The 17,989-nt window shown below is 65.1% G+C and carries 18 protein-coding genes; 14 read left to right on the forward strand and 4 right to left on the reverse strand.

All coding sequences use genetic code 11. The annotated features are described in order from the left end of the window. Positions 1-31 precede the first annotated feature (31 nt). Genes ABZN20_RS11960 through ABZN20_RS11975 form a run of 4 tightly spaced genes read left to right on the forward strand, consistent with a single transcriptional unit; the run spans position 32 to position 4,058 of the window. Complete coding sequence (locus ABZN20_RS11960; protein WP_367025399.1) at positions 32-1,024, forward strand: ATP-grasp domain-containing protein; 993 nt, start codon at positions 32-34, stop codon at positions 1,022-1,024. After that, entirely contained in the window at positions 1,014-2,075 is a 1,062-nt protein-coding gene (locus ABZN20_RS11965; RefSeq protein ID WP_367025400.1) for a hydantoinase/oxoprolinase family protein, read from the forward strand. Before ABZN20_RS11960 ends, ABZN20_RS11965 begins: the two co-directional genes overlap by 11 nt. After that, complete coding sequence (gene pabB / locus ABZN20_RS11970; protein WP_218808504.1) at positions 2,072-3,478, forward strand: aminodeoxychorismate synthase component I; 1,407 nt, start codon at positions 2,072-2,074, stop codon at positions 3,476-3,478. The genes ABZN20_RS11965 and pabB overlap by 4 nt, the downstream gene beginning before the upstream one ends. After that, positions 3,465-4,058, forward strand: a complete 594-nt coding sequence (locus tag ABZN20_RS11975; RefSeq protein WP_367025401.1) for an amino acid kinase — start codon at positions 3,465-3,467, stop codon at positions 4,056-4,058. The genes pabB and ABZN20_RS11975 overlap by 14 nt, the downstream gene beginning before the upstream one ends. Positions 4,059-4,079: 21 nt before the next feature. Here ABZN20_RS11975 and ABZN20_RS11980 read toward each other — a convergent pair whose 3' ends face one another. Then, entirely contained in the window at positions 4,080-5,429 is a 1,350-nt protein-coding gene (locus ABZN20_RS11980; protein WP_367025402.1) for a squalene monooxygenase, read from the reverse strand. Continuing rightward, the gene (locus tag ABZN20_RS11985; protein WP_367025403.1) at positions 5,426-7,507 is read right to left on the reverse strand and encodes a 2,3-oxidosqualene cyclase; all 2,082 of its coding nucleotides are present in this window, start codon (positions 7,505-7,507) and stop codon (positions 5,426-5,428) included. The genes ABZN20_RS11980 and ABZN20_RS11985 overlap by 4 nt, the downstream gene beginning before the upstream one ends. Positions 7,508-7,803: 296 nt before the next feature. Here ABZN20_RS11985 and ABZN20_RS11990 point away from each other — a divergent pair, with 296 nt between their 5' ends. From ABZN20_RS11990 to ABZN20_RS12000, 3 genes are read left to right on the forward strand one after another with little or no spacing between them, the layout of a single operon-like run. Beyond that, complete coding sequence (locus tag ABZN20_RS11990) at positions 7,804-8,073, forward strand: hypothetical protein (RefSeq protein WP_218808500.1); 270 nt, start codon at positions 7,804-7,806, stop codon at positions 8,071-8,073. Continuing rightward, entirely contained in the window at positions 8,063-8,686 is a 624-nt protein-coding gene (locus tag ABZN20_RS11995) for a DOMON-like domain-containing protein (RefSeq protein WP_367025404.1), read from the forward strand. The genes ABZN20_RS11990 and ABZN20_RS11995 overlap by 11 nt, the downstream gene beginning before the upstream one ends. After that, the gene (locus ABZN20_RS12000) at positions 8,683-9,888 is read left to right on the forward strand and encodes an exo-beta-N-acetylmuramidase NamZ family protein (protein WP_367025405.1); all 1,206 of its coding nucleotides are present in this window, start codon (positions 8,683-8,685) and stop codon (positions 9,886-9,888) included. Before ABZN20_RS11995 ends, ABZN20_RS12000 begins: the two co-directional genes overlap by 4 nt. Positions 9,889-10,062: 174 nt before the next feature. Here ABZN20_RS12000 and ABZN20_RS12005 read toward each other — a convergent pair whose 3' ends face one another. After that, complete coding sequence (locus tag ABZN20_RS12005; RefSeq protein ID WP_218806980.1) at positions 10,063-11,415, reverse strand: IS1182 family transposase; 1,353 nt, start codon at positions 11,413-11,415, stop codon at positions 10,063-10,065. A 223-nt stretch (positions 11,416-11,638) separates the two neighbouring features. Here ABZN20_RS12005 and fabA point away from each other — a divergent pair, with 223 nt between their 5' ends. Genes fabA through ABZN20_RS12025 form a run of 4 tightly spaced genes read left to right on the forward strand, consistent with a single transcriptional unit; the run spans position 11,639 to position 14,951 of the window. Continuing rightward, the gene (gene fabA, locus ABZN20_RS12010) at positions 11,639-12,154 is read left to right on the forward strand and encodes a 3-hydroxyacyl-[acyl-carrier-protein] dehydratase FabA (RefSeq protein WP_218808498.1); all 516 of its coding nucleotides are present in this window, start codon (positions 11,639-11,641) and stop codon (positions 12,152-12,154) included. 11 nt (positions 12,155-12,165) lie between these two features. Next, positions 12,166-13,386 carry a beta-ketoacyl-ACP synthase I gene (fabB, locus tag ABZN20_RS12015; RefSeq protein WP_367025406.1) on the forward strand — a complete coding sequence of 407 codons (1,221 nt, stop codon included), beginning with the start codon at positions 12,166-12,168 and terminating at the stop codon, positions 13,384-13,386. Next, positions 13,376-14,245 (forward strand): tRNA 2-thiocytidine(32) synthetase TtcA, encoded by an 870-nt coding sequence (gene ttcA, locus ABZN20_RS12020; protein WP_218808496.1) that lies wholly within the window; start codon positions 13,376-13,378, stop codon positions 14,243-14,245. The genes fabB and ttcA overlap by 11 nt, the downstream gene beginning before the upstream one ends. 4 nt (positions 14,246-14,249) lie before the next feature. Continuing rightward, positions 14,250-14,951 (forward strand): hypothetical protein, encoded by a 702-nt coding sequence (locus ABZN20_RS12025; RefSeq protein ID WP_218808495.1) that lies wholly within the window; start codon positions 14,250-14,252, stop codon positions 14,949-14,951. 7 nt (positions 14,952-14,958) lie between these two features. Here ABZN20_RS12025 and ABZN20_RS12030 read toward each other — a convergent pair whose 3' ends face one another. Further along, complete coding sequence (locus tag ABZN20_RS12030; RefSeq protein ID WP_218808494.1) at positions 14,959-15,534, reverse strand: hypothetical protein; 576 nt, start codon at positions 15,532-15,534, stop codon at positions 14,959-14,961. A gap of 276 nt (positions 15,535-15,810) precedes the next feature. On the opposite strand from ABZN20_RS12030, the gene iscR reads away from it, so the two are divergent. The 3 genes from iscR (at position 15,811) to ABZN20_RS12045 (ending at position 17,916) form a co-directional block, all read left to right on the forward strand. Next, positions 15,811-16,299: a Fe-S cluster assembly transcriptional regulator IscR gene (gene iscR, locus ABZN20_RS12035; RefSeq protein WP_367025407.1), complete on the forward strand. Its 489-nt coding sequence runs from the start codon at positions 15,811-15,813 to the stop codon at positions 16,297-16,299. Continuing rightward, complete coding sequence (locus ABZN20_RS12040; protein WP_218808492.1) at positions 16,296-17,420, forward strand: cysteine desulfurase family protein; 1,125 nt, start codon at positions 16,296-16,298, stop codon at positions 17,418-17,420. The genes iscR and ABZN20_RS12040 overlap by 4 nt, the downstream gene beginning before the upstream one ends. Positions 17,421-17,592: 172 nt before the next feature. Beyond that, positions 17,593-17,916, forward strand: a complete 324-nt coding sequence (locus ABZN20_RS12045) for a HesB/IscA family protein (RefSeq protein WP_218808491.1) — start codon at positions 17,593-17,595, stop codon at positions 17,914-17,916. Positions 17,917-17,989 lie beyond the last annotated feature (73 nt).

Raw genomic sequence — 17,989 nt, forward strand, 5'->3', positions numbered from 1 at the left:
GTTGTCCGCCCCTCCTTAAGAAATCGGGCGCATGGACATATTGGTTTTCGAATTCATCACCGGCGGCGGCCTGCGGCGGGAACCTCTGCCGCCGGGCCTTGCCGCCGAAGGCGAACTCATGCTGCGCGCCCTGATCGAGGACCTGCTCGAGATACCGGGCGTCAGGCCGTTCATCCTCCGGGACGACCGCCTGGATTTCGGTTGCCTGCCGCGCGGCGTCACGGCCACGCCCATCGCGGCGGGAGACGATCCCGACCGGATTTGGCAGGACGCCATCGGACGCTGCGACGCGGTCTGGCCCATCGCTCCGGAAACCGGCGGCGTGCTCGAACGGCTGTGCCGGGAAGTGGAGCGCACGGCAACCCCGCTGCTGAACAGTCCCGCGAGCGCCGTCGCGGTCGCGGCGAGCAAACTCGCCACGGCTAAGACTCTGGAGCGCCACCGTCTGCCGGCCGTACCGACTTCGCCCTGGCAGGCACGGCAAGACGATGCGTCATCCGCCCTCGTCGTCAAGCCCGATGACGGCGCCGGCTGCGCAGGCGCCAGGATCATCCGTTCCGGATGCGTTGTCATCCCGGGGCCGGGACGCTGGGTCGCGCAACCCCTGCTCGAAGGCGATTCCTTCAGCCTCAGCGCACTGTTTTCCGATGGCCGCGCCCGTTTGCTGAGCTGCAACCGCCAGCACGTGGAAAAAACCGGCGACGGATTCACCCTCCGCGGCTGCACCGTCAATGCCCTGGACGATCCGGACGGCCGCTGGCAAACGCTCGCCTGCGGCGTGGCCGCCGCACTGCCCGAACTCTGGGGCTATGCGGGAATAGACCTGATCCGGACAGCCGGCGGCCCCGTCATCCTCGAAATCAACCCCCGGCTGACCACGTCCTATGCCGGCCTGAAGGCGGCCACCGGCGAAAATCCCGCCGCCATGACGCTCGAACTCCACCGGACCGGCCGCCTGCCGCCGCCCCGGACTCAACGGGGAACGCCGGTTGCCCTGAACCTGGAGCGCTCCGATGCGCGTTGAACTGGTCGGCTGGGACATCGGCGGGGCCCACCTCAAGGCCGTCGCCCTCACGGACACCGGCGCCATCGCCGACGTCCGGCAATACCCCTGCCCGCTCTGGCTGGGGCTGGACAGGCTCGAAAGCGCCCTTTCCGAAGCCGTGAGCGATCTCGGCATCCCCCCATCCTGCCGCCACGCCGTCACGATGACCGGCGAACTGGCCGACCATTTCGAGGACCGCACTGCGGGGGTCCAGGCCCTGATTGCGACGATGCTCCGGCGTTTCGGCGCGGAAGGAATAATGGTTTTCGCCGGACGTGCCGGCTTCCTCCGCGCCGACGCCGTCGGGCCTGCGCATGCGATCGACGTGGCATCGGCCAACTGGCTGGCGAGCGCATCGCTCATCGCCAACCGCCTGCGGCAGCCGGCCTTGCTCGTCGACATCGGCAGCACGACGACCGATCTGATCGCACTGGCCGGTGGGGAGGTCCATAGCCGAGGCTATACCGATTATGACAGATTGCGATACGATGAACTCATTTACACCGGCGTCGTGCGCACCTCCGCCATGGCGCTGGCCGACAAGCTTCCCTTCGAAGGAGAATGGGTCAACCTCATGGCGGAACACTTCGCGACCACCGCCGACATCTATCGCCTCACCGGCGAACTCGCAGAACACACCGACCAGATGCCCGCGGCGGACGGCGGCGAGAAGAGCGTCGCAGGCAGCGAACGGCGCCTTGCGCGGCTGCTGGGGCGAGACCGGGACGACGGCAGCCCCGAGCAATGGCGACACTTGGCACTTTGCTTAAGGGAGCGACAGCTTTCGCGCATAGGCAGCGCGGTCGAGCGGCAGTTCTCCCGAAACCTGCTGCCGGCGGAGAGCCCGCTGGTCGGGGCCGGCGCGGGGCGTTTCCTGGCTCGCGCCGTCGCCGCACGCTCGGGCCGGCATTATCTGGATGCGATCGACATCCTTCCCCGCCCAGCCACCGTCACGGCGCTCCCGGTTTCCGACTGTCTGCCGGCGGCGGCCGTGGCCTGCCTGGCGTTCCCGCTCGTGAAAAAAGCATGACCCCCCGAATCGCCGAACTTCCCTATTTCCAAGACAGCGCCGCCCTGTTCGGGCCGTGGGCGGACCGGCGCTGGGCGGTATTCCTCGACAGCGGCTTTCCGCACTGCAGGCACGGCCGCTATGACATCATCGCCGCCGACCCGCTCGCCACGCTGGTCACCCGCGGCCACATCAGCGAGATCCGCCGGCAGGGCGGCGAGGTCGCCCTGTCGCCGGAAGATCCGTTTTCCCTCCTGCGGCGGGAACTGGGCGCCACCGCCAATCCTTTCGGCGAACTGCCGTTCGCCGGGGGCGCCTTGGGCTATTTCGGCTACGACCTGGGCCGGCGCCTGGAGAAACTGCCGGAGCACGCGGCCGATGCCGAAAACATCGGGGACATGGCCGTCGGCATCTACGACTGGGCGGTCGTCGTGGACCATCTGCAAGGCCGCAGCTGGCTGGTGAGCCAGGGCCGCTCGCCCGCCACCTCCGCCCGCTGGCCGCATCTGGTGCGGTCGTTCAGCCAGATCCAGACGCTGGGCTGGCAGCGCACCGGCTTCGACGTGCTGGCACCGGTGCGGGCGAACATGAGCCGGCGGGAATACGTCGCCGCCTTCGAGCGCATCCAGCATTACATCCGCGAAGGCGACTGCTATCAGGTGAACCTGGCGCAGCGCTTCGCCGCGCCCTGCCGCGGCAACGCCTGGACGCTGTACCAGACCCTGCGCCAGGCCAATCCGGCGCCTTTCAGCGCATTCATCAACGGACCGCAGGCACGCATACTCAGTTCGTCTCCGGAACGCTTCCTGCGAGTGCTCGACGGCAGGGTGGAGACCAAGCCCATCAAGGGCACCCGGCCGCGCTCCGCCGATCCGCTGGAGGATCGCCGCCAGGAGGAAGCCCTGCGGCACAGCGAAAAGGACCGGGCGGAGAACCTGATGATCGTGGACCTGCTCCGCAACGACATCGGCAAACATTGCCAGCCCGGCTCGGTACGGGTACCCAAGCTTTTCGACGTCGAAAGCTACGCCACCGTCCATCATCTGGTCAGCACCGTCACCGGCACGCTGGCGCCCGGCCACGACGCCATCAGCCTGCTGCGCGACAGCTTTCCCGGCGGCTCGATCACCGGGGCTCCCAAGATCCGTTCCATGGAAATCATCGAGGAACTCGAACCCAACCGGCGCGGCGTCTATTGCGGCGCCATCGGCTATCTCGGCTTCGACGGCAACATGGACACCAACATCGCCATCCGCACCCTGGTGCAGTCGGACAGCACGATCCGCTTCTGGGCCGGCGGCGGCATCGTGGCGGACTCCTCGGCCGCCTCGGAATACCAGGAATGCTTCGACAAGGCCGCCGCACTGCTGAACCTTCTGGAGCGCTTCCGCATCGCCCGTACCGGCGACCATGTGGGTCGTTAAGCTCGGCGGCAGCCTTGGCGATTCCCCTACGCTGGTCCCCTGGCTGCGAACCCTGAAAAGTTCCGGGGTAGCGATCGTCCCCGGCGGCGGGGAATTCGCGGATACGGTGCGCCGGGCCCAGGAGCGTCGAGCTTTCGGCGATGAGGCCGCTCACGCCATGGCCATCCTGGCGATGGCACAATACGGCCTGATGCTGAAAGGACTGGAGCCGGCCCTGGAAACCGCCCGGGATCCGGCGGCGGTGCGAACGGTGCTCGAGGGAGGAAAATCCGCGGTATGGCTCCCCCACCCCGACGACATCGCCGTGAATCCGGGATGGGAAGTGACCTCGGACAGCCTGGCCGTGTGGCTCGCCGGGAAAATCGGCGCCGGTGACCTCGTGCTGATCAAATCCGCACCGCTGCCGCCGGTCGAAGCGAGCGTCGGCGCCGCACAGGCTTCAGGCCTGGTCGATCAGGCCTTCGGACGCTTTTTGCGGGCGGGAAAGACCCGTGTCTGGCTCTGCCATCGCGACCACCACGAAGAGTTCGCGGCCGCGCTCCGGGCACCGGCGGACGTGTTTACGCGGGTCGCCGCGTAGACTTGCGAAAACGGCCCGAAGTCATTTCGCCCGCAGCGCTTGGCTCAGCGCGTCCTGCTGGAACTTGAGGCTCTTGGAAACGAGCTGCGCCACGCCGCGGAGCCAGTCGCCCGCCGTCTTGGCGCTCAGCCACTGCGGCAGCAGGCGGAAAGCCTGGAGACCCACCAGGGCATACTGCGAAGCCAGCGAGAAGATGCTGCTGTCGAGGGTCGACAACAGGGCCATGGATGCCTGCCGCCCCTTGGGGCTGTTGCGCCAATAGGAAAAGATGCACTGGCTGAGCAGCTCGGCTTCCGGCGTCTGCGCCAGAAACGCCTCGCGCAGTTCTTCCGCCAACGTGCGGCGGGTGAGTTGCAAGCGGCCGCACTGGACCGAATAGCGCTTGAGCGCCGCCTCGAAGTTCAGTCCGGTCGCCTGGAGGGCATCCCGCATGACGAAGGCATCCTTGACCGCAGCGGTGATGCCGGAAGCGGTCAGCGGATGGCAGCAGCCCCGCGCATCCCCGATCAGGGCGACGTTCGCCTTGACGCTCGCCTCCGGAACGATGCAGTAGTTCGCCGCCGCCAAGGGCTTGCCCTGGGCCAGTACCGCCTCGATGTCGCCCCGGAAGGGCTCGGGGAACAGACGCAGATGCTCACGGATGGACTCCTTCGAATCCGCCCCTTTGAGCACCTCGAACATGACCCGCGCCCGCCCGCCGCCGATGCCATAGGCATAGGACACGCCAGCCGGGTTCAGAAAGATGTTGCCGTAGCCGGGGTTCGGCAGATGGGCGTCGTCGACCTCGAGACCGATCATGCCGGAATAGCGCTGGGTTACGTGGGAAATGCCGACCATTTTCCGCAACTGGGACATCGGGCCGTCCGCCCCGATGATCAGCCGAGCCTCCACCCGCGTGTCGGCGCCTTCGTGAGTCACGGTGGCGACATAGCCCTTGCCGTCTTCGTGCTCCATCCCCGTCACCCTGGCGCCGAGCCAGACGGAGACCCGCTCGAAACCGTGCACCGTCTTCAGCAGATGGCTCTTGAGCAGACTGTGCTCGATCACGCGGCCGCAACGCCGGCGTCCATGGATCTCGCCGTATGGCAGCAGTGTCGCAGGCGAGCCCTCGCCATCGTTGAAGGGAAATATGGCAAAGCCGTTGACCACGCTTCCCCGTGGCGAATCGTCCCGGATCAATCCGAGCTCGCGCAGCCCGTCGATGCCGGGAGGATGGATCAGCTCACCCGCCAACCTGCGGCCGGGGTCAGGATCGGGCTCGACGATCAGGACCCGCAAGCCCAGCCCCGACAATGCTGCCGCGGCCGCGGAACCGGCAACGCTGCCGCCGGCGATCAGAACGTCCCACTCCCCCAATTCAATCGAACTCATCTGCGATAACCCGTGTCATGATGTCCTTCGGCTCCGGCATAGGCCGGACCGGCGTTGTTCAAACCAGCGCTCGGCGAAGCTTTCGCGCCTTCCAGCCGGACGTAGCGCGCCAGCGCCCAGACCGGGAAATAAATATGATAGAGCCGATAGTCCAGCATGGCTGCCCCGAAAAACACGCCGTTCACCCCTTGCCGGGGCCAGCCGCCGTCGTCCCGCTGTTGAGAGGACAGCCAGGCAATGCCTCGCTCGATGGCCTCGTGCGCGGCCGGATAAACCTCCATGAGCGCGAGCAGCGCCCAGGCGGTCATCACGGTCTGGCTGCGCCCGCTTTCGACGTAGCGCCCTTCGAGACAGCTCGAATAGTGTTCGCCCCAGCCACCATCGGGCCGCTGCTTCGCTAGCAGCCAGCCGGCGGCCGATTGCAGAACCGGGTCCGCCGGTTCGGCACCGGCCATGCGCAAACCCTTGACCACATGGAACACCGCATAGGTGTAGTTGATGCCCCAGAAGCCCGGAAACGAACCGTCGTCGAGCTGCCGGCTTCTCAGGAAGCTCTCCGCTTTCCGGATCGCCGTTGCGATCCTTCCTCCCGGAAGGTCCGGATAATGCCGTAAATAATGCGCCAATGCCCCGAGGGAAGATCCCGTGCACTCGATATAGGACAGCTCGGTCATGCATTGGCCGAACATTTCGGAAGGGTTGACCAGCTCCAGCAGCCGTCCGCCCCGCCGCCGCTCGTAGGTACCGAAACCGCCATCCGCGTTCTGGCGGGACAGGATGAATTCCACGCCCAGACGCAAGCGGTCGGCTCCCAGGCGCGCCGCAATCCGGACATCCCCGCGCTCGTACAGCGCAAACAGGGCGCTCACCGCCTCCGCCGCGCAATCGCTCACCGGCCAGCGGTGCCGGCCATCGGAAAAGCACCAACCCCCAAGCGCGGGATCGCGCCATGCCTCGCGGTAATCGGCCAGTTCCTCGGTCATCTGCGCCTTGTCGAGAAAACCCTGAGCCCGGTTCAGCGCGCGCTCCGCCTCCTCGTCCAACTGCGGCAGTTCGGCCAAGGCCTGCACGGCGAAAGCCGTGTCCCAGGAGTTGGAACGCGCGCCCACATAGCGCAGCCCTTCGGCTTCGTCCTCCCAGCGCCAGGCTTCGACACCTTCGAGGCTGGGCGCGAGATCGGGATGGCGCGGATCGTGCGCGAAGATCGCCAGGCAGTTCAGCAAGCCGCTGACCGGGGAGATACTCTGGTAACGCGTGGAGCGCTGCTCTCTCAATATCTGCTCGAAGCAGACGGCCAACGCCCTCCGCCGCAGCGCCTTCCAGGGCCGATGCTCGTAACGCGCCAGGAGATCGTAAACCAGCCTCAGGACGCGGCTGATCGGCACATAGAGATCGGTCCGGGCGACGGCATGGCGGTAAGCCCCAAAATCGATAGACTCGTACGGCTCGGCATACAGCTCCGCCCTTAGCGCATCCCGCAGCGGCTCCGGGAGGGACGCGGCGAACCGGCCCCCGGAAAGGTAGGCGATGCCCAGATAGATCAGGCGCGTATGGCAGTAGAACCGGCTCGGATGAAAAGGCAGCCAGCGCGGCAGGAGGAACAGCTCCGGCGGCACGGCGTTGACGCCTTCCCGTCCGTACAGGCCGAGCAGCGCCAGCCAGAACTTGCCCCAGGTGGGAACCGCCTTGACGCCCTCCGGCCGAACGTGAAGCCACGCTCGCGCTCTGACGAGCAGAGGCGTATCCGGCCGAAGACCCAGAAGGCGCAACGCGACATAGGCCAAGGCGGTGAAAAAGACATAGCCCGGGCTTTCCGGATGCATGCCCCAGGCGCCGTCGGGAAGCTGGGAAACCTCGAAATGCTTGACGATTTCCGCCCGTTCCCGTTCCGAATAGGGACGCCCGACGACTGCGCGCACGATCACCGCCTGGGCGAGGATCATCGTGCACCACACCATTTCCCCTTCCCAGTCACCGGCAGGCCGCTGCAGCGAAAGCAGATGCTTCATGGCCGCGCGGGCGCGCTGCGCCACCCCGCCGGGCACCTCTCCGATGCTTTCCTCGTATTGAGCGTTCAAGATCGCGGCTTGCCGTACTCGGGATATCTGAGGAACCGGGATGAAGCCTGCCCGGATGAAAGCCCATGCCAATTCCGGATCGAATCGCCCCGGTCTGAGGGAAAGCGCATCGGCAGCAAATCGATCATCAGAGCCTGGCGGACTGTGAAATGCGTCATGTGCGACTATTTTGTGGGAAAACCACCACACCGTCCAGCACCGCGGAGCACACCGGAAAAATATTCACGACCCCCCTCCCCGCGGTAGCATTAACGGATTGGCAACAATTCCCGCGGATTCCGTCTTTAACGAGCACAATGAAACTGGTACTGCAAATCGCGATCGGCGTATTCCTGGGCACTCTGGCGTCCCAATTCACCGTCGAGACCTGGCGGCTCTACCAGGAACAGGCTGCCCGGACGGCGTCGGAAAAAATCGAGGCCGAAAAGGCCAAGACCCGGCACGAGCTGTCCGAACGCATCCGCGCCCTGCTGATGCGAGGACGCCAGGAAAACTCCGGCCAGCCGCACATTCCGCCAGGCTTCGTTCCCGATGATGCAGAAACGCAACCGGCCGGTGAAAACTGACGCAGCCCACACGATGAAGGCTTCCCGCTTTTGCACCGCGGACCTGGTCTGCCACCGCTCCCAATCCTGTCCGCCGGTCCACCGGATCGAAGCGAGCGTGCGCCGGCCAGCAGATGGCGCCCTCGAACTGCGCTTCGTGCTCGAAGGCGATCTGGCGGCACTCTCCCTTCCTCCCCCCTCGCACGGGCGCTGGACCCGCGGCCTGTGGGAGCATACCTGCTTCGAAGCTTTCCTCAGGCCGGACGACGGCGCGCGGTATCTTGAATTCAATTTTTCGCCATCGGGCGAGTGGGCCGCATTCGTTTTTTCCGGCTATCGCAACGGGCAAGAATTCGGACAAGGGCCGCAGCCCGCGCTGACCCGCCGCCAGACCGAAAGCCGGCTCGAGCTGGACGCAACCCTAAGCCCCGAACTTCTCGCCGGCATCGGTGTCCATACAAGCTTGCGGATCGCGTTGTGCGCAGTCATCGAAGACGCGGGGAGGGCGCTCTCCTACTGGGCCCTCCGCCATCCGGCGGAAACGCCCGACTTCCACCATCCGGACAGCTTCGCACTCACGCTTGCACACCGCCCGGGAACGAGACAGCAACTGAAAAACCAGGACATCGCATGAAGCTCGGCATCGAACGCCTGCTGCAGGACCCGGGGCTGCGCGCCCCATTGAAAGGCCGCCGGATCGCCGTGCTGGCGCATCCCGCATCCGTCACCCGCGACCTGACCCACACGCTGGACGCCCTCGCCGCGGCGGGCGGAATCGATCTGACCGCGGCCTTCGGCCCCCAGCACGGCTTGCGCGGCGACAAACAGGACAACATGGTCGAATCCCCGGACTTCCTCGACCCCCGCCACCGCATCCCGGTGTTCAGCCTCTATGGGGAAACCCGCCGGCCGACTCGAGCGATGCTGGACAGTTTCGATGTGCTGCTGATCGATCTGCAGGACCTCGGCTGCCGCATCTACACATTCATCACCACCCTGCGCTACGTCCTGGAAGCCGCCGCCGACGGCGGCAAGGCGGTATGGATACTCGACCGCCCCAACCCGGCCGGTCGACCGGTGGAAGGCCTGCGGTTACGGCAGGGATGGGAGAGCTTCGTCGGCGCGGGCCCGCTTCCCATGCGCCACGGCCTGACGATGGGCGAACTCGCCCAGTGGTTCGTACGCACGCTGCGCCTCGACCTGGACCTGGAAGTGGTCGCCATGGAAGGATGGAGGCCCTCCGAGGACCCCGGCTACGGCTGGCCGGCGGGCGAATACGCCTGGGTGAACCCCAGCCCGAACGCCCCCAATCTTTCGATGGCGCGCTGCTATGCCGGGACCGTCCTGCTGGAAGGCACGACTCTCTCCGAGGGGCGGGGAACCACCCGCCCCCTAGAACTGTTCGGAGCGCCGGACATCGACGCGCGAAAACTCATGACCACCATGCACTCGCTGGCGCCCCACTGGCTCGACGGCTGCATCCTGCGGGACTGCTGGTTCGAGCCGACATTCCACAAGCATGCCGGCCGGCTGTGCTCGGGCATCCAGATCCACGCCGAAACCGCCGCTTACCGGCATGAGAGCTTCCGCCCCTGGCGGCTCATGGCGCTGGCGTTCAAGTCGCTGCGCGAGCTGCAACCGGATTATCCGATCTGGCGGGACTTCCCTTACGAATACGAATTCGACCGTCTCGCCATCGACCTGATCAACGGCTCGGAACTGCTGCGCCTCTGGGTGGACGATCCCGCCGCAACACCGGCCGACCTCGACGCGCTCGCCCGCCCGGACGAAACCTCGTGGCTCGAGGAGCGGGAAACGGTGCTCCTCTACCGCTAGGAGTCTGTCGGACTATGGATTTACTCGGGTCGGGATTCTTGGAATCGAGAATTTTTCGGGGGCATTGGCGGGGTAGTCACCAGCGTTTCGCGTCGATAACTAGACCAAGATGTGCCCCGCCTCCCCCATGGCGGCGCTATTGGTGTGTAACGCTTGGTTTTTACGTGAAGCCTGTCACGCTGCCGCCAACACGTGCATCCGCCTCAGATTGAACGCCATCGCCACCAGCTTCCATTCTCCGGCCACTGCCTCCAAGCCGCGCAGAGAGAACTGGCGGAATCCCAAGACCTGTTTGATGATGCCGAACACCGGCTCCACCGTGGATTTGCGCTTGGCGTAGCGGGCCTTCCCTGCCTTCGTTTTGAGTTTCCAGGCCATCTTCTCCACGGGATCGGTGGTTTCCGGTTCCGGGGCATCCGGAGCCAGGCGTTCCGCCAGCGGCACGTGATGGCTGTCCCGTCCCATCGCGATCAGCGGTTCGATCTGCTGTTCGCAGCAGGCGTGCACGTTGCCGGCGCTGAAGTAGCCCGTGTCGGCCAGCAGGGCTTCGGGCTTCCCCCAGGCTTCCGGCAGCTTCTCGATCTCGGCCAGCATCGGTTCGACCTGCTGCTTGTCGTTGGTCTGCTGACTGACGGTGGTGGCGACGATCAACATCGTCTCCACATCCACCGCAGCCTGGCTGTTATAGCCCTGGAGGAAACCCGCGTGGCTCGGCATGATGCGGGATTCCTCGTCGGTCAGATTGATCTGGTCGCTGGCCTTCGGCCCGGTTTCCGGCGGCTTCGGCTCCTGCCCACGTGGCTTCTTGCCCGCCTGCCGCTGGCCTTCGCGACGGGCTACCTTGGCTTCATAGTCCTGCTGCGCCCGGGCATCGCGCTCCGCGACCCGCTCCACGATCTTGGCCTTCGCCTCCGCCAGGGCCTTCAGCCGATCCTGCCGCCGCGCCAACTCCTCTGGCAGGTCGATGCCGTCCGGCTCCTCCGCCCCGTCGGCCTCCGCCGCCTTCTGCAACAAGGCCTGCACCTCCTCCCGCAACTGCGCTTCCAACTTCTCGATGTGGCCATGAGACAAGGCCTTGTGCTTGGAGGCGTTGGCCTTAATCTTGGTCCCGTCCAGGGAAATCTGCCCGAGCCTCACCAGCTTCATCGCCTGCGCCAGGCTCAAGACCTGAACGAACAGGTCCTCCAGCTCCCCCAGAAAGGTCTTGCGAAAGTGGGCCAGGGTGTCATGATCGGGATGGGTTTCCGCCGACAGAAAGCGGAAGGCCACCGAATCGTAGGTGGCCCGCTCAATCTTGCGGCTGGAGAACACCCCGGTGGCATAACCATAAACCAGCAGGGCCAGTAGTACCGACGGATGGTGCGCCGCCGACCCGCGCCCCGAGTAGCGGCTCGTCAGTCGACTTAAATCCAGCTGATCGATGACCTCGACGAGGAACCGTGCCAGGTGGTTGGCTGGCAGCCATTCGTCAACCGAGGGCGGTAGCAGATACTGCTGGTGGCGATTGACGGGGATGAAGCGGCTCATCGGGTCTCACCTTGTCGCGATCTATCCGGAATAGGCCGCTATGTTAACGGAAACAGCGGACTTCCGCCCCTCCAATCCGGTTCGAACCAGAACCGGAAAGTCCGACAGACTCCTAGCCCGGACGCTCGAGCGACACCGCCATTCCTGGAACCGGTATTTTCTTGATATAATATAAAAATTTCTCTGCCTCCCCAGACCACCATAACCATAAGAAGAAAAGTCGATGTCAAGACACAACAGCTATACGTGGGACGAGTTGCTGCAATGCGCCCGAGGTGAAATGTTCGGGCCCGGCAACGCCCAGCTGCCCGCCCCGCCCATGCTGATGTTCGATCGCATCACTCACATCGACTCGGTGGGCGGCGCCTTCGACAAGGGGATGATCGTCGCCGAGCTGGACGTCAAACCCGAACTGTGGTTTTTCGATTGCCATTTCATCTCGGACCCCGTGATGCCGGGGTGCCTGGGGCTGGACGCCATGTGGCAGATGGTCGGATTCTACCTGGGCTGGATCGGCGGCAAGGGGCGGGGCCGCGCACTCGGCGTCGGGGAGGTCAAATTCCGCGGCCAGGTCCTCCCGCACCACAGGCTCGTGACCTATCGCATCAACCTCAAGCGGGTGATCCTGCGCAAACTGGTCATGGGTATCGCCGACGCGGAGATGGAGTGCGACGGCAAGGTCATCTATGAGGCCAACGACCTTCGAGTCGGTCTTTTCACGAGCACGGACGACTTCTAAGGAGCACAGACATGAGACGTGTAGTCGTTACCGGCATCGGCATCGTTTCCAGCATCGGCAACAACAAAGCAGAGGTCGTCGAGTCCCTGCGGCTCGGGCGCTCCGGCGTCTGCCGCTCCGAGGAATACGGCGAACTCGGCTTCCGCAGCCAGGTCTATGCCCCGATCCGGCTGAATCCCGACGATCTCATCGACCGCAAAGTCCGCCGCTTCATGGGCGACGGCGCCGCGTTCAACTATCTCGCCATGCAGGAAGCCATCGCCGACGCGGGGCTCGAAACCGGCGAGGTTTCCGATCCGCGCACCGGCCTGATCATGGGATCCGGCGGACCGTCGACCTCCAACATGCTGGCCGCCTGGAGCACTTTCCGCGAAAAGGGCGTCAAGAAGGTCGGGCCTTACATGGTGCCGCGATCGATGTCCAACACCAACTCCGCCTGCCTGGCCACGCCGTTCCAGATCAAGGGCGTCAACTATTCGATCAGCTCGGCTTGCGCCACCAGCGCCCACTGCATCGGCAATGCCGCGGAACAGATCCAACTGGGCAAACAGGACATCGTATTCGCCGGCGGAGGCGAAGAGATTCATTGGACCATGAGCGTGCTGTTCGACGCGATGGGCGCGCTGTCGGCCAAGTACAACGACACGCCGGAATGCGCCTCCCGGCCCTACGACGCGGACCGCGACGGCTTCGTCATCTCCGGCGGCGGCGGCGTCCTCGTCATGGAGGAACTGGAGCACGCCAAGGCGCGCGGCGCCCGGATCTATGCGGAACTCACCGGTTACGGCGCCACCTCCGACGGCTACGACATGGTGCAGCCTTCCGGCGAAGGCGCTGTGCGCTGCATGCGGCAGGCGATGGCCACCATGTCCGCGGCGAAAGTCGACTACGTCAATGCCCACGGCACCAGCACGCCGGTAGGCGACATCCGCGAACTGGAGGCCATGAAGGCCGTGTTCGGCGATGATGTTCCGCCGGTGAGCTCCACCAAATCCCTGACCGGCCATGCATTGGGCGCCGCCGGCGTGCACGAGGCGATTTATTCCCTGTTGATGCTCGAGCATGGCTTTATCAGCGCTTCCGCCAACATACGGAACCTCGACCCCGGCGCGGAAGGCGTGCCCATCGCCCGCAAGCGAATCGACGGGGTCCACCTCGATACCGTGATGTCCAACAGCTTCGGTTTCGGGGGCACCAACGCGACCCTGATCTTCCAACGCCATGCCGGGTAACGCAGCAGCCTCTCTTTACGCCAAGGAACGCTACGAGTTCAACAAGCTGCAAAAGCGGCTGCGGCGGCTCGCCGGACAGGCCATCGCCGACTACGGGATGATCCGGGAGGGAGACCGCGTGATGGTCTGCCTGTCCGGAGGCAAGGACTCCTTCACCCTGCTGGACATCCTACTGAAACTGCGGATCAACGCGCCGGTGAGCTTCGACCTCATCGCGGTCAACCTGGACCAGAAGCAGCCGGGGTTTCCGGCCGACGTCCTGCCGAACTACCTGTCGGAGCGGGACATCCCCTTCCACGTCATCGAGCAGGACACCTACAGCGTCGTCAAGAACATCATCCCGGAAGGCAAGACCACCTGCGGACTGTGCTCCCGCCTGCGGCGCGGCCTGCTGTACCGCTACGCGGCCGACAACGGCATCACCAAGATCGCCCTGGGACACCATCGCGACGACATCCTGGAAACGTTCTTCCTGAACCTGTTCTACGGCGGCACCTTGAAAGCCATGCCGCCCAAGCTGCTCAGCGACGACCGCCGCCACATCGTGATCCGGCCGCTGGCCTATTGCAAGGAGGAAGACATCGCCGAATACGCCAGGATCCGCGCCTTCCCCATCATCCCCTGCAATCTGTGCGGCTCGCAGGAAAACCTCCAGCGCCAGGCCATGAAAGCCATGCTCAAGGATTGGGAAAAGCGCCATCCGGGCCGGGTCGAAACCCTGTTCACCGCGCTCCAGAACGTCGCCCCCTCGCAGCTCGCCGATGCCAAGCTGTTCGACTTCGCGGGTCTCGAATCCCTCCGCGACACTGCGGACGCGGCGCCGGAGCGCGGAGCCGGACTGGACATCCTCTCCCTCTGACCCCATGGGAGCGCTACACCGGCGCCGCCGCAAACCGTCGCGCCTGCGGGCGGCGCTCGCCCCGGAAGACTGGGCCGACCGCCTGCAGATCTGGCTGTCGCTGGTCCTGCAGGCCCTGATCCTGGGCGTCTTCATCGGCGCCCTGCACGAGACTCAATGGCTGGTCGCCTTCACTTCGCTCGCGGTGCTCGCCCTGACCTTCCTGCCCGCCATGATCGCCCGCCAGTTCCAGGTCCAGTTGCCGGTGGAGTTCACCTTCCTCACCTGCCTGTTCCTGTACGCGGCATTCGGCCTGGGCGAAGTGGCGATGTTCTACGAACGGTTCTGGTGGTGGGACCTGCTGCTGCACAGCGTTTCGGCGCTGGTCATGGGACTCCTGGGCTTCCTGCTGATTTACGCCTTCCACTGCACCCATCGGGTGAAAATGGCGCCGTTCTACGTCGCGATCACGGCATTCTGTTATTCGATGTCGGTGGGCGCCTTGTGGGAGATCTTCGAATTCCTGATGGACCAGGGCTTCGGATTCAACATGCAGAAGTCGGCACGCGACACCATGACCGACCTCATCGTCGACTCCGCAGGGGCTTTTCTGGCCGCCTGGATGGGCTATCACTACGTCAAGAACGGCGACTCGCTCATCGCCGACCGGCTGGTGCGGCGCTTCGTGGCCCGCAACCCGCGCCTGTTCCCGCCGCACCGGCGCTGAGCGTCCGCTAGCGGCGCTTGAGGGTGAACCTGGACCGGTGCCCCGTGGTGCAACGGAACTCGCCCTGGATGATCGCACCACCCTGCTTGGCTTCGGCCTCGAAATCGCAGAAATTGCCGGGCAGCATCAGCGATTCCGTGCGCCCGGAAAACACCTCCCCCTCCACCGAGCCCTTCAGATTTCCCGCATCGCCGGCGCTGTTGGAATAATTCCCGTAGACCGCCCGGCCGCGCTGGTCCAGGGACATCTCCAGCGAAAAACTCATGCCCTCGCTGTAACCGGCGGTACGGATTTCGCTGCCGGAATAATTGCCCGTTACGGAAAGGGGAAGCAGCGCTTCATCACCTTCGCCGGCCGCTGGCGCTTCCTCGTCCACCCGAACCGAAGGCTCCGGCAGCGGGCGGCCGGTCTGCTCCGCGGCCTGTTCCGTCCGCTCCTCGCCGCCCTCGTGGCCGGGACCGAACACACCAAACCGATCCAGCGCGACGATGAGCGCCGTGATGCCGACTATGAACACAATCGCAGCCGCCTTCCTGCCTGCGGCGCCGTGCTCCAGCTCGGATGCGTGGTGATGATCGGCCATCTGCGTTTACTCCGCCTCCCTCACTCTGTGAGTCCCGTCTCTGATTGTCCAATTAACGGCTGGGGCTGTCTACGCCGAAAAGCCCCGGCGTACGATCGACCCGCAGTGGAGCCGCGGAACCGTCCAGCGGAAAAAACTTTCGAGCCGATACCCGGATCGGTTGAATTGAGCGCGGAAAAACCACAGAATAATCTACTAAATCGCTCGGGCATATCTGGCCACCGTCGCTTGATCGGCTGAATCCTGAAATTTCGTCAACTGGGGAGGAAAAATGTCGTGCGACTGACGACGAAGGGCCGCTATGCGGTCACCGCCATGCTGGATCTTGCGTATCACAGCGAAACGAATCCGGTCACGCTGACCGATATCGCCAAGCGGCAGAATATATCCTTATCCTATCTCGAACAACTGTTCTCCCGCCTGCGCCGGGCGGGCATGGTGGAAGGCGTCCGCGGCCCCGGCGGCGGCTACCAGCTCAGCCGCTGCGCGAACGAGATCAACATCGCCGAAATCATCGCCGCCGTTGACGAGCCGATCGATTCCACCCGCTGCGGCGGCAAGGCCAACTGCCAGAACAACCAGCCCTGCCTGACCCACGACCTGTGGATGGGCCTGAGCGAACAGATTCGCGAATACCTCGCCTCCATCAGCCTGGGCGAAGTGCTGAACCGCCAGCCGGTGCGGCAGGTCGCCGAGCGGCAGGACCGCCAGAGCCTGCGGCGTGTCGAACTCCTGATGGGACAGGAGCCGGCCAAGACCGGATGATCTATTTCGATCACAACGCCACCACCCCCCTGGACGAGCGGGTGCTGGAGGCCATGCTGCCCTACCTGAAATCCTGCCATGGCAACCCCTCCAGCCTGCACCGCCCGGGCCGCATCGCCCGTGACGCGGTGGAAACCGCCCGAGCCCAGGTCGCCGCCCTGGCCGGCGCAGCGCCCGCCCAGGTCATATTCACCAGCGGTGGCAGCGAAGCCAACAACCTCGCCATCAAGGGCCTGGCCTGGAGCCTGAAACCCGGCCGCATCCGCATCGGCGCCACCGAACACCCTTCGGTCGCCGAACCCGCGCGGTTCCTGGCCAAGCACGGCTGGGACTGCCGAATCTTGGCGGTGGACGCCCAGGGCCTGATCGAAGATTCCGTTCTTGCCGGAATCGCGGAAGATCCGCCCGACATCGTCTCGGTGATGCTTGCCAACAACGAGACCGGCGTGATCCAGGACGTCGCCCGCATCGCCGCCTTGGACAGCGGCGCCTGGCTCCATTGCGACGCGGTCCAGGCGGCGGGAAAAATCCCCTTGAGCTTCCCACGGATCGGCGCCCACCTGATGTCGCTGTCCGGACACAAGATTTACGGCCCCAAGGGAACCGGCGCCCTGATCGCCGCCCCTTCGGTCCCGCTGACACCGCTCATCCACGGCGGCGAGCAGGAAAAAGGCCTGCGCGGCGGCACCGAAAACGTGGCCGCCATCGTAGGCTTCGGCAAAGCCGCCGAACTCGCCGCCGCGGAGCTGGAAGAGCATGGCCGGCGGCTTCGCCGCCTGCGGGACCGGTTGGAACGGGGCATCGAAAAACTGCCCGGCACGACGGTCTTCGCCCGCACCCCGGAACGGCTGCCCAACACGCTGCAGTTCGCCGTGGCGGGCTACGACGGCGAGACCCTCGTCATGCTGCTGGACCGGCACGGCATTGCGGTTTCCAGCGGCTCGGCGTGCGCCAGCGGAGCGCGCGAACCCAGCCCGGTGCTGCTCGCCATGGGCGTCGATCCGGCCCTGGCGACCGGCGCGGTACGGATCAGCCTCGGCAGAGGCAACACCGAAGCGGAGGCGGAACAACTGCTGACCGTGCTCGGTCGAATCCTCGGTACAGACCCGCGATCCTGTTAACCCGGCCCATAAATTGGACCTGGTTAATCCGGGACAGGGATGCCCCGGCGCGGCGATCAGCCGCGTGAGCCCTGGCCGGGCACGCACCGGCCAGGGCGGCGGCCCGAAATACCAGGAGGATATTTGCGGGCCTGAGAACAAGACCCCACACTCGCATCTTGAGGACATCATCATGGCCGTTACAGTGACCGAAAACGCCGCCGTACAGATCGCAAGGCAACTCCAGCGCCGCGGGCATGGGGTGGGACTGCGCCTGGGCGTCAGACAGGCGGGATGCTCGGGCTATGCCTACGTCGTGGATTACGCCGACGAAGTCGCCGCGGACGACACGGTCTTCGAACAGCACGGCGTCAAGGTCGTGGTCAAAACCGGGGACCTGGCCTATCTCGACGGCGTCGAAATCGACTACGCGCGGGAAGGGCTGAACGAGGCCTTCCGCTTCCACAACCCCAAGGCCACCGCGAGTTGCGGCTGCGGCGAAAGCTTCGCGGTCTGAAATCGCGCCGACCGAATCACGAAACTCCAAAACCTTACAAAAATCCGTTAAAATCAACGGATTTTTCCATCCT

Origin of the sequence: Methylococcus sp. ANG, assembly GCF_040730495.1 — a bacterium.
Classification (GTDB): domain Bacteria; phylum Pseudomonadota; class Gammaproteobacteria; order Methylococcales; family Methylococcaceae; genus Methylococcus.

What these genes read in the sequence shown, in the direction of transcription:
- ABZN20_RS11960 (WP_367025399.1), top strand. Translation starts at nt 32, where the DNA reads ATGGACATATTGGTTTTCGAATTCATCACCGGCGGCGGCCTGCGGCGG.
- ABZN20_RS11965 (WP_367025400.1), top strand. Translation starts at nt 1,014, where the DNA reads ATGCGCGTTGAACTGGTCGGCTGGGACATCGGCGGGGCCCACCTCAAG.
- pabB (WP_218808504.1), top strand. Translation starts at nt 2,072, where the DNA reads ATGACCCCCCGAATCGCCGAACTTCCCTATTTCCAAGACAGCGCCGCC.
- ABZN20_RS11975 (WP_367025401.1), top strand. Translation starts at nt 3,465, where the DNA reads ATGTGGGTCGTTAAGCTCGGCGGCAGCCTTGGCGATTCCCCTACGCTG.
- ABZN20_RS11980 (WP_367025402.1), bottom strand. Translation starts at nt 5,429, where the DNA reads ATGAGTTCGATTGAATTGGGGGAGTGGGACGTTCTGATCGCCGGCGGC.
- ABZN20_RS11990 (WP_218808500.1), top strand. Translation starts at nt 7,804, where the DNA reads ATGAAACTGGTACTGCAAATCGCGATCGGCGTATTCCTGGGCACTCTG.
- ABZN20_RS12000 (WP_367025405.1), top strand. Translation starts at nt 8,683, where the DNA reads ATGAAGCTCGGCATCGAACGCCTGCTGCAGGACCCGGGGCTGCGCGCC.
- ABZN20_RS12005 (WP_218806980.1), bottom strand. Translation starts at nt 11,415, where the DNA reads ATGAGCCGCTTCATCCCCGTCAATCGCCACCAGCAGTATCTGCTACCG.
- fabA (WP_218808498.1), top strand. Translation starts at nt 11,639, where the DNA reads ATGTCAAGACACAACAGCTATACGTGGGACGAGTTGCTGCAATGCGCC.
- fabB (WP_367025406.1), top strand. Translation starts at nt 12,166, where the DNA reads ATGAGACGTGTAGTCGTTACCGGCATCGGCATCGTTTCCAGCATCGGC.
- ttcA (WP_218808496.1), top strand. Translation starts at nt 13,376, where the DNA reads ATGCCGGGTAACGCAGCAGCCTCTCTTTACGCCAAGGAACGCTACGAG.
- ABZN20_RS12025 (WP_218808495.1), top strand. Translation starts at nt 14,250, where the DNA reads ATGGGAGCGCTACACCGGCGCCGCCGCAAACCGTCGCGCCTGCGGGCG.
- ABZN20_RS12030 (WP_218808494.1), bottom strand. Translation starts at nt 15,534, where the DNA reads ATGGCCGATCATCACCACGCATCCGAGCTGGAGCACGGCGCCGCAGGC.
- ABZN20_RS12040 (WP_218808492.1), top strand. Translation starts at nt 16,296, where the DNA reads ATGATCTATTTCGATCACAACGCCACCACCCCCCTGGACGAGCGGGTG.
- ABZN20_RS12045 (WP_218808491.1), top strand. Translation starts at nt 17,593, where the DNA reads ATGGCCGTTACAGTGACCGAAAACGCCGCCGTACAGATCGCAAGGCAA.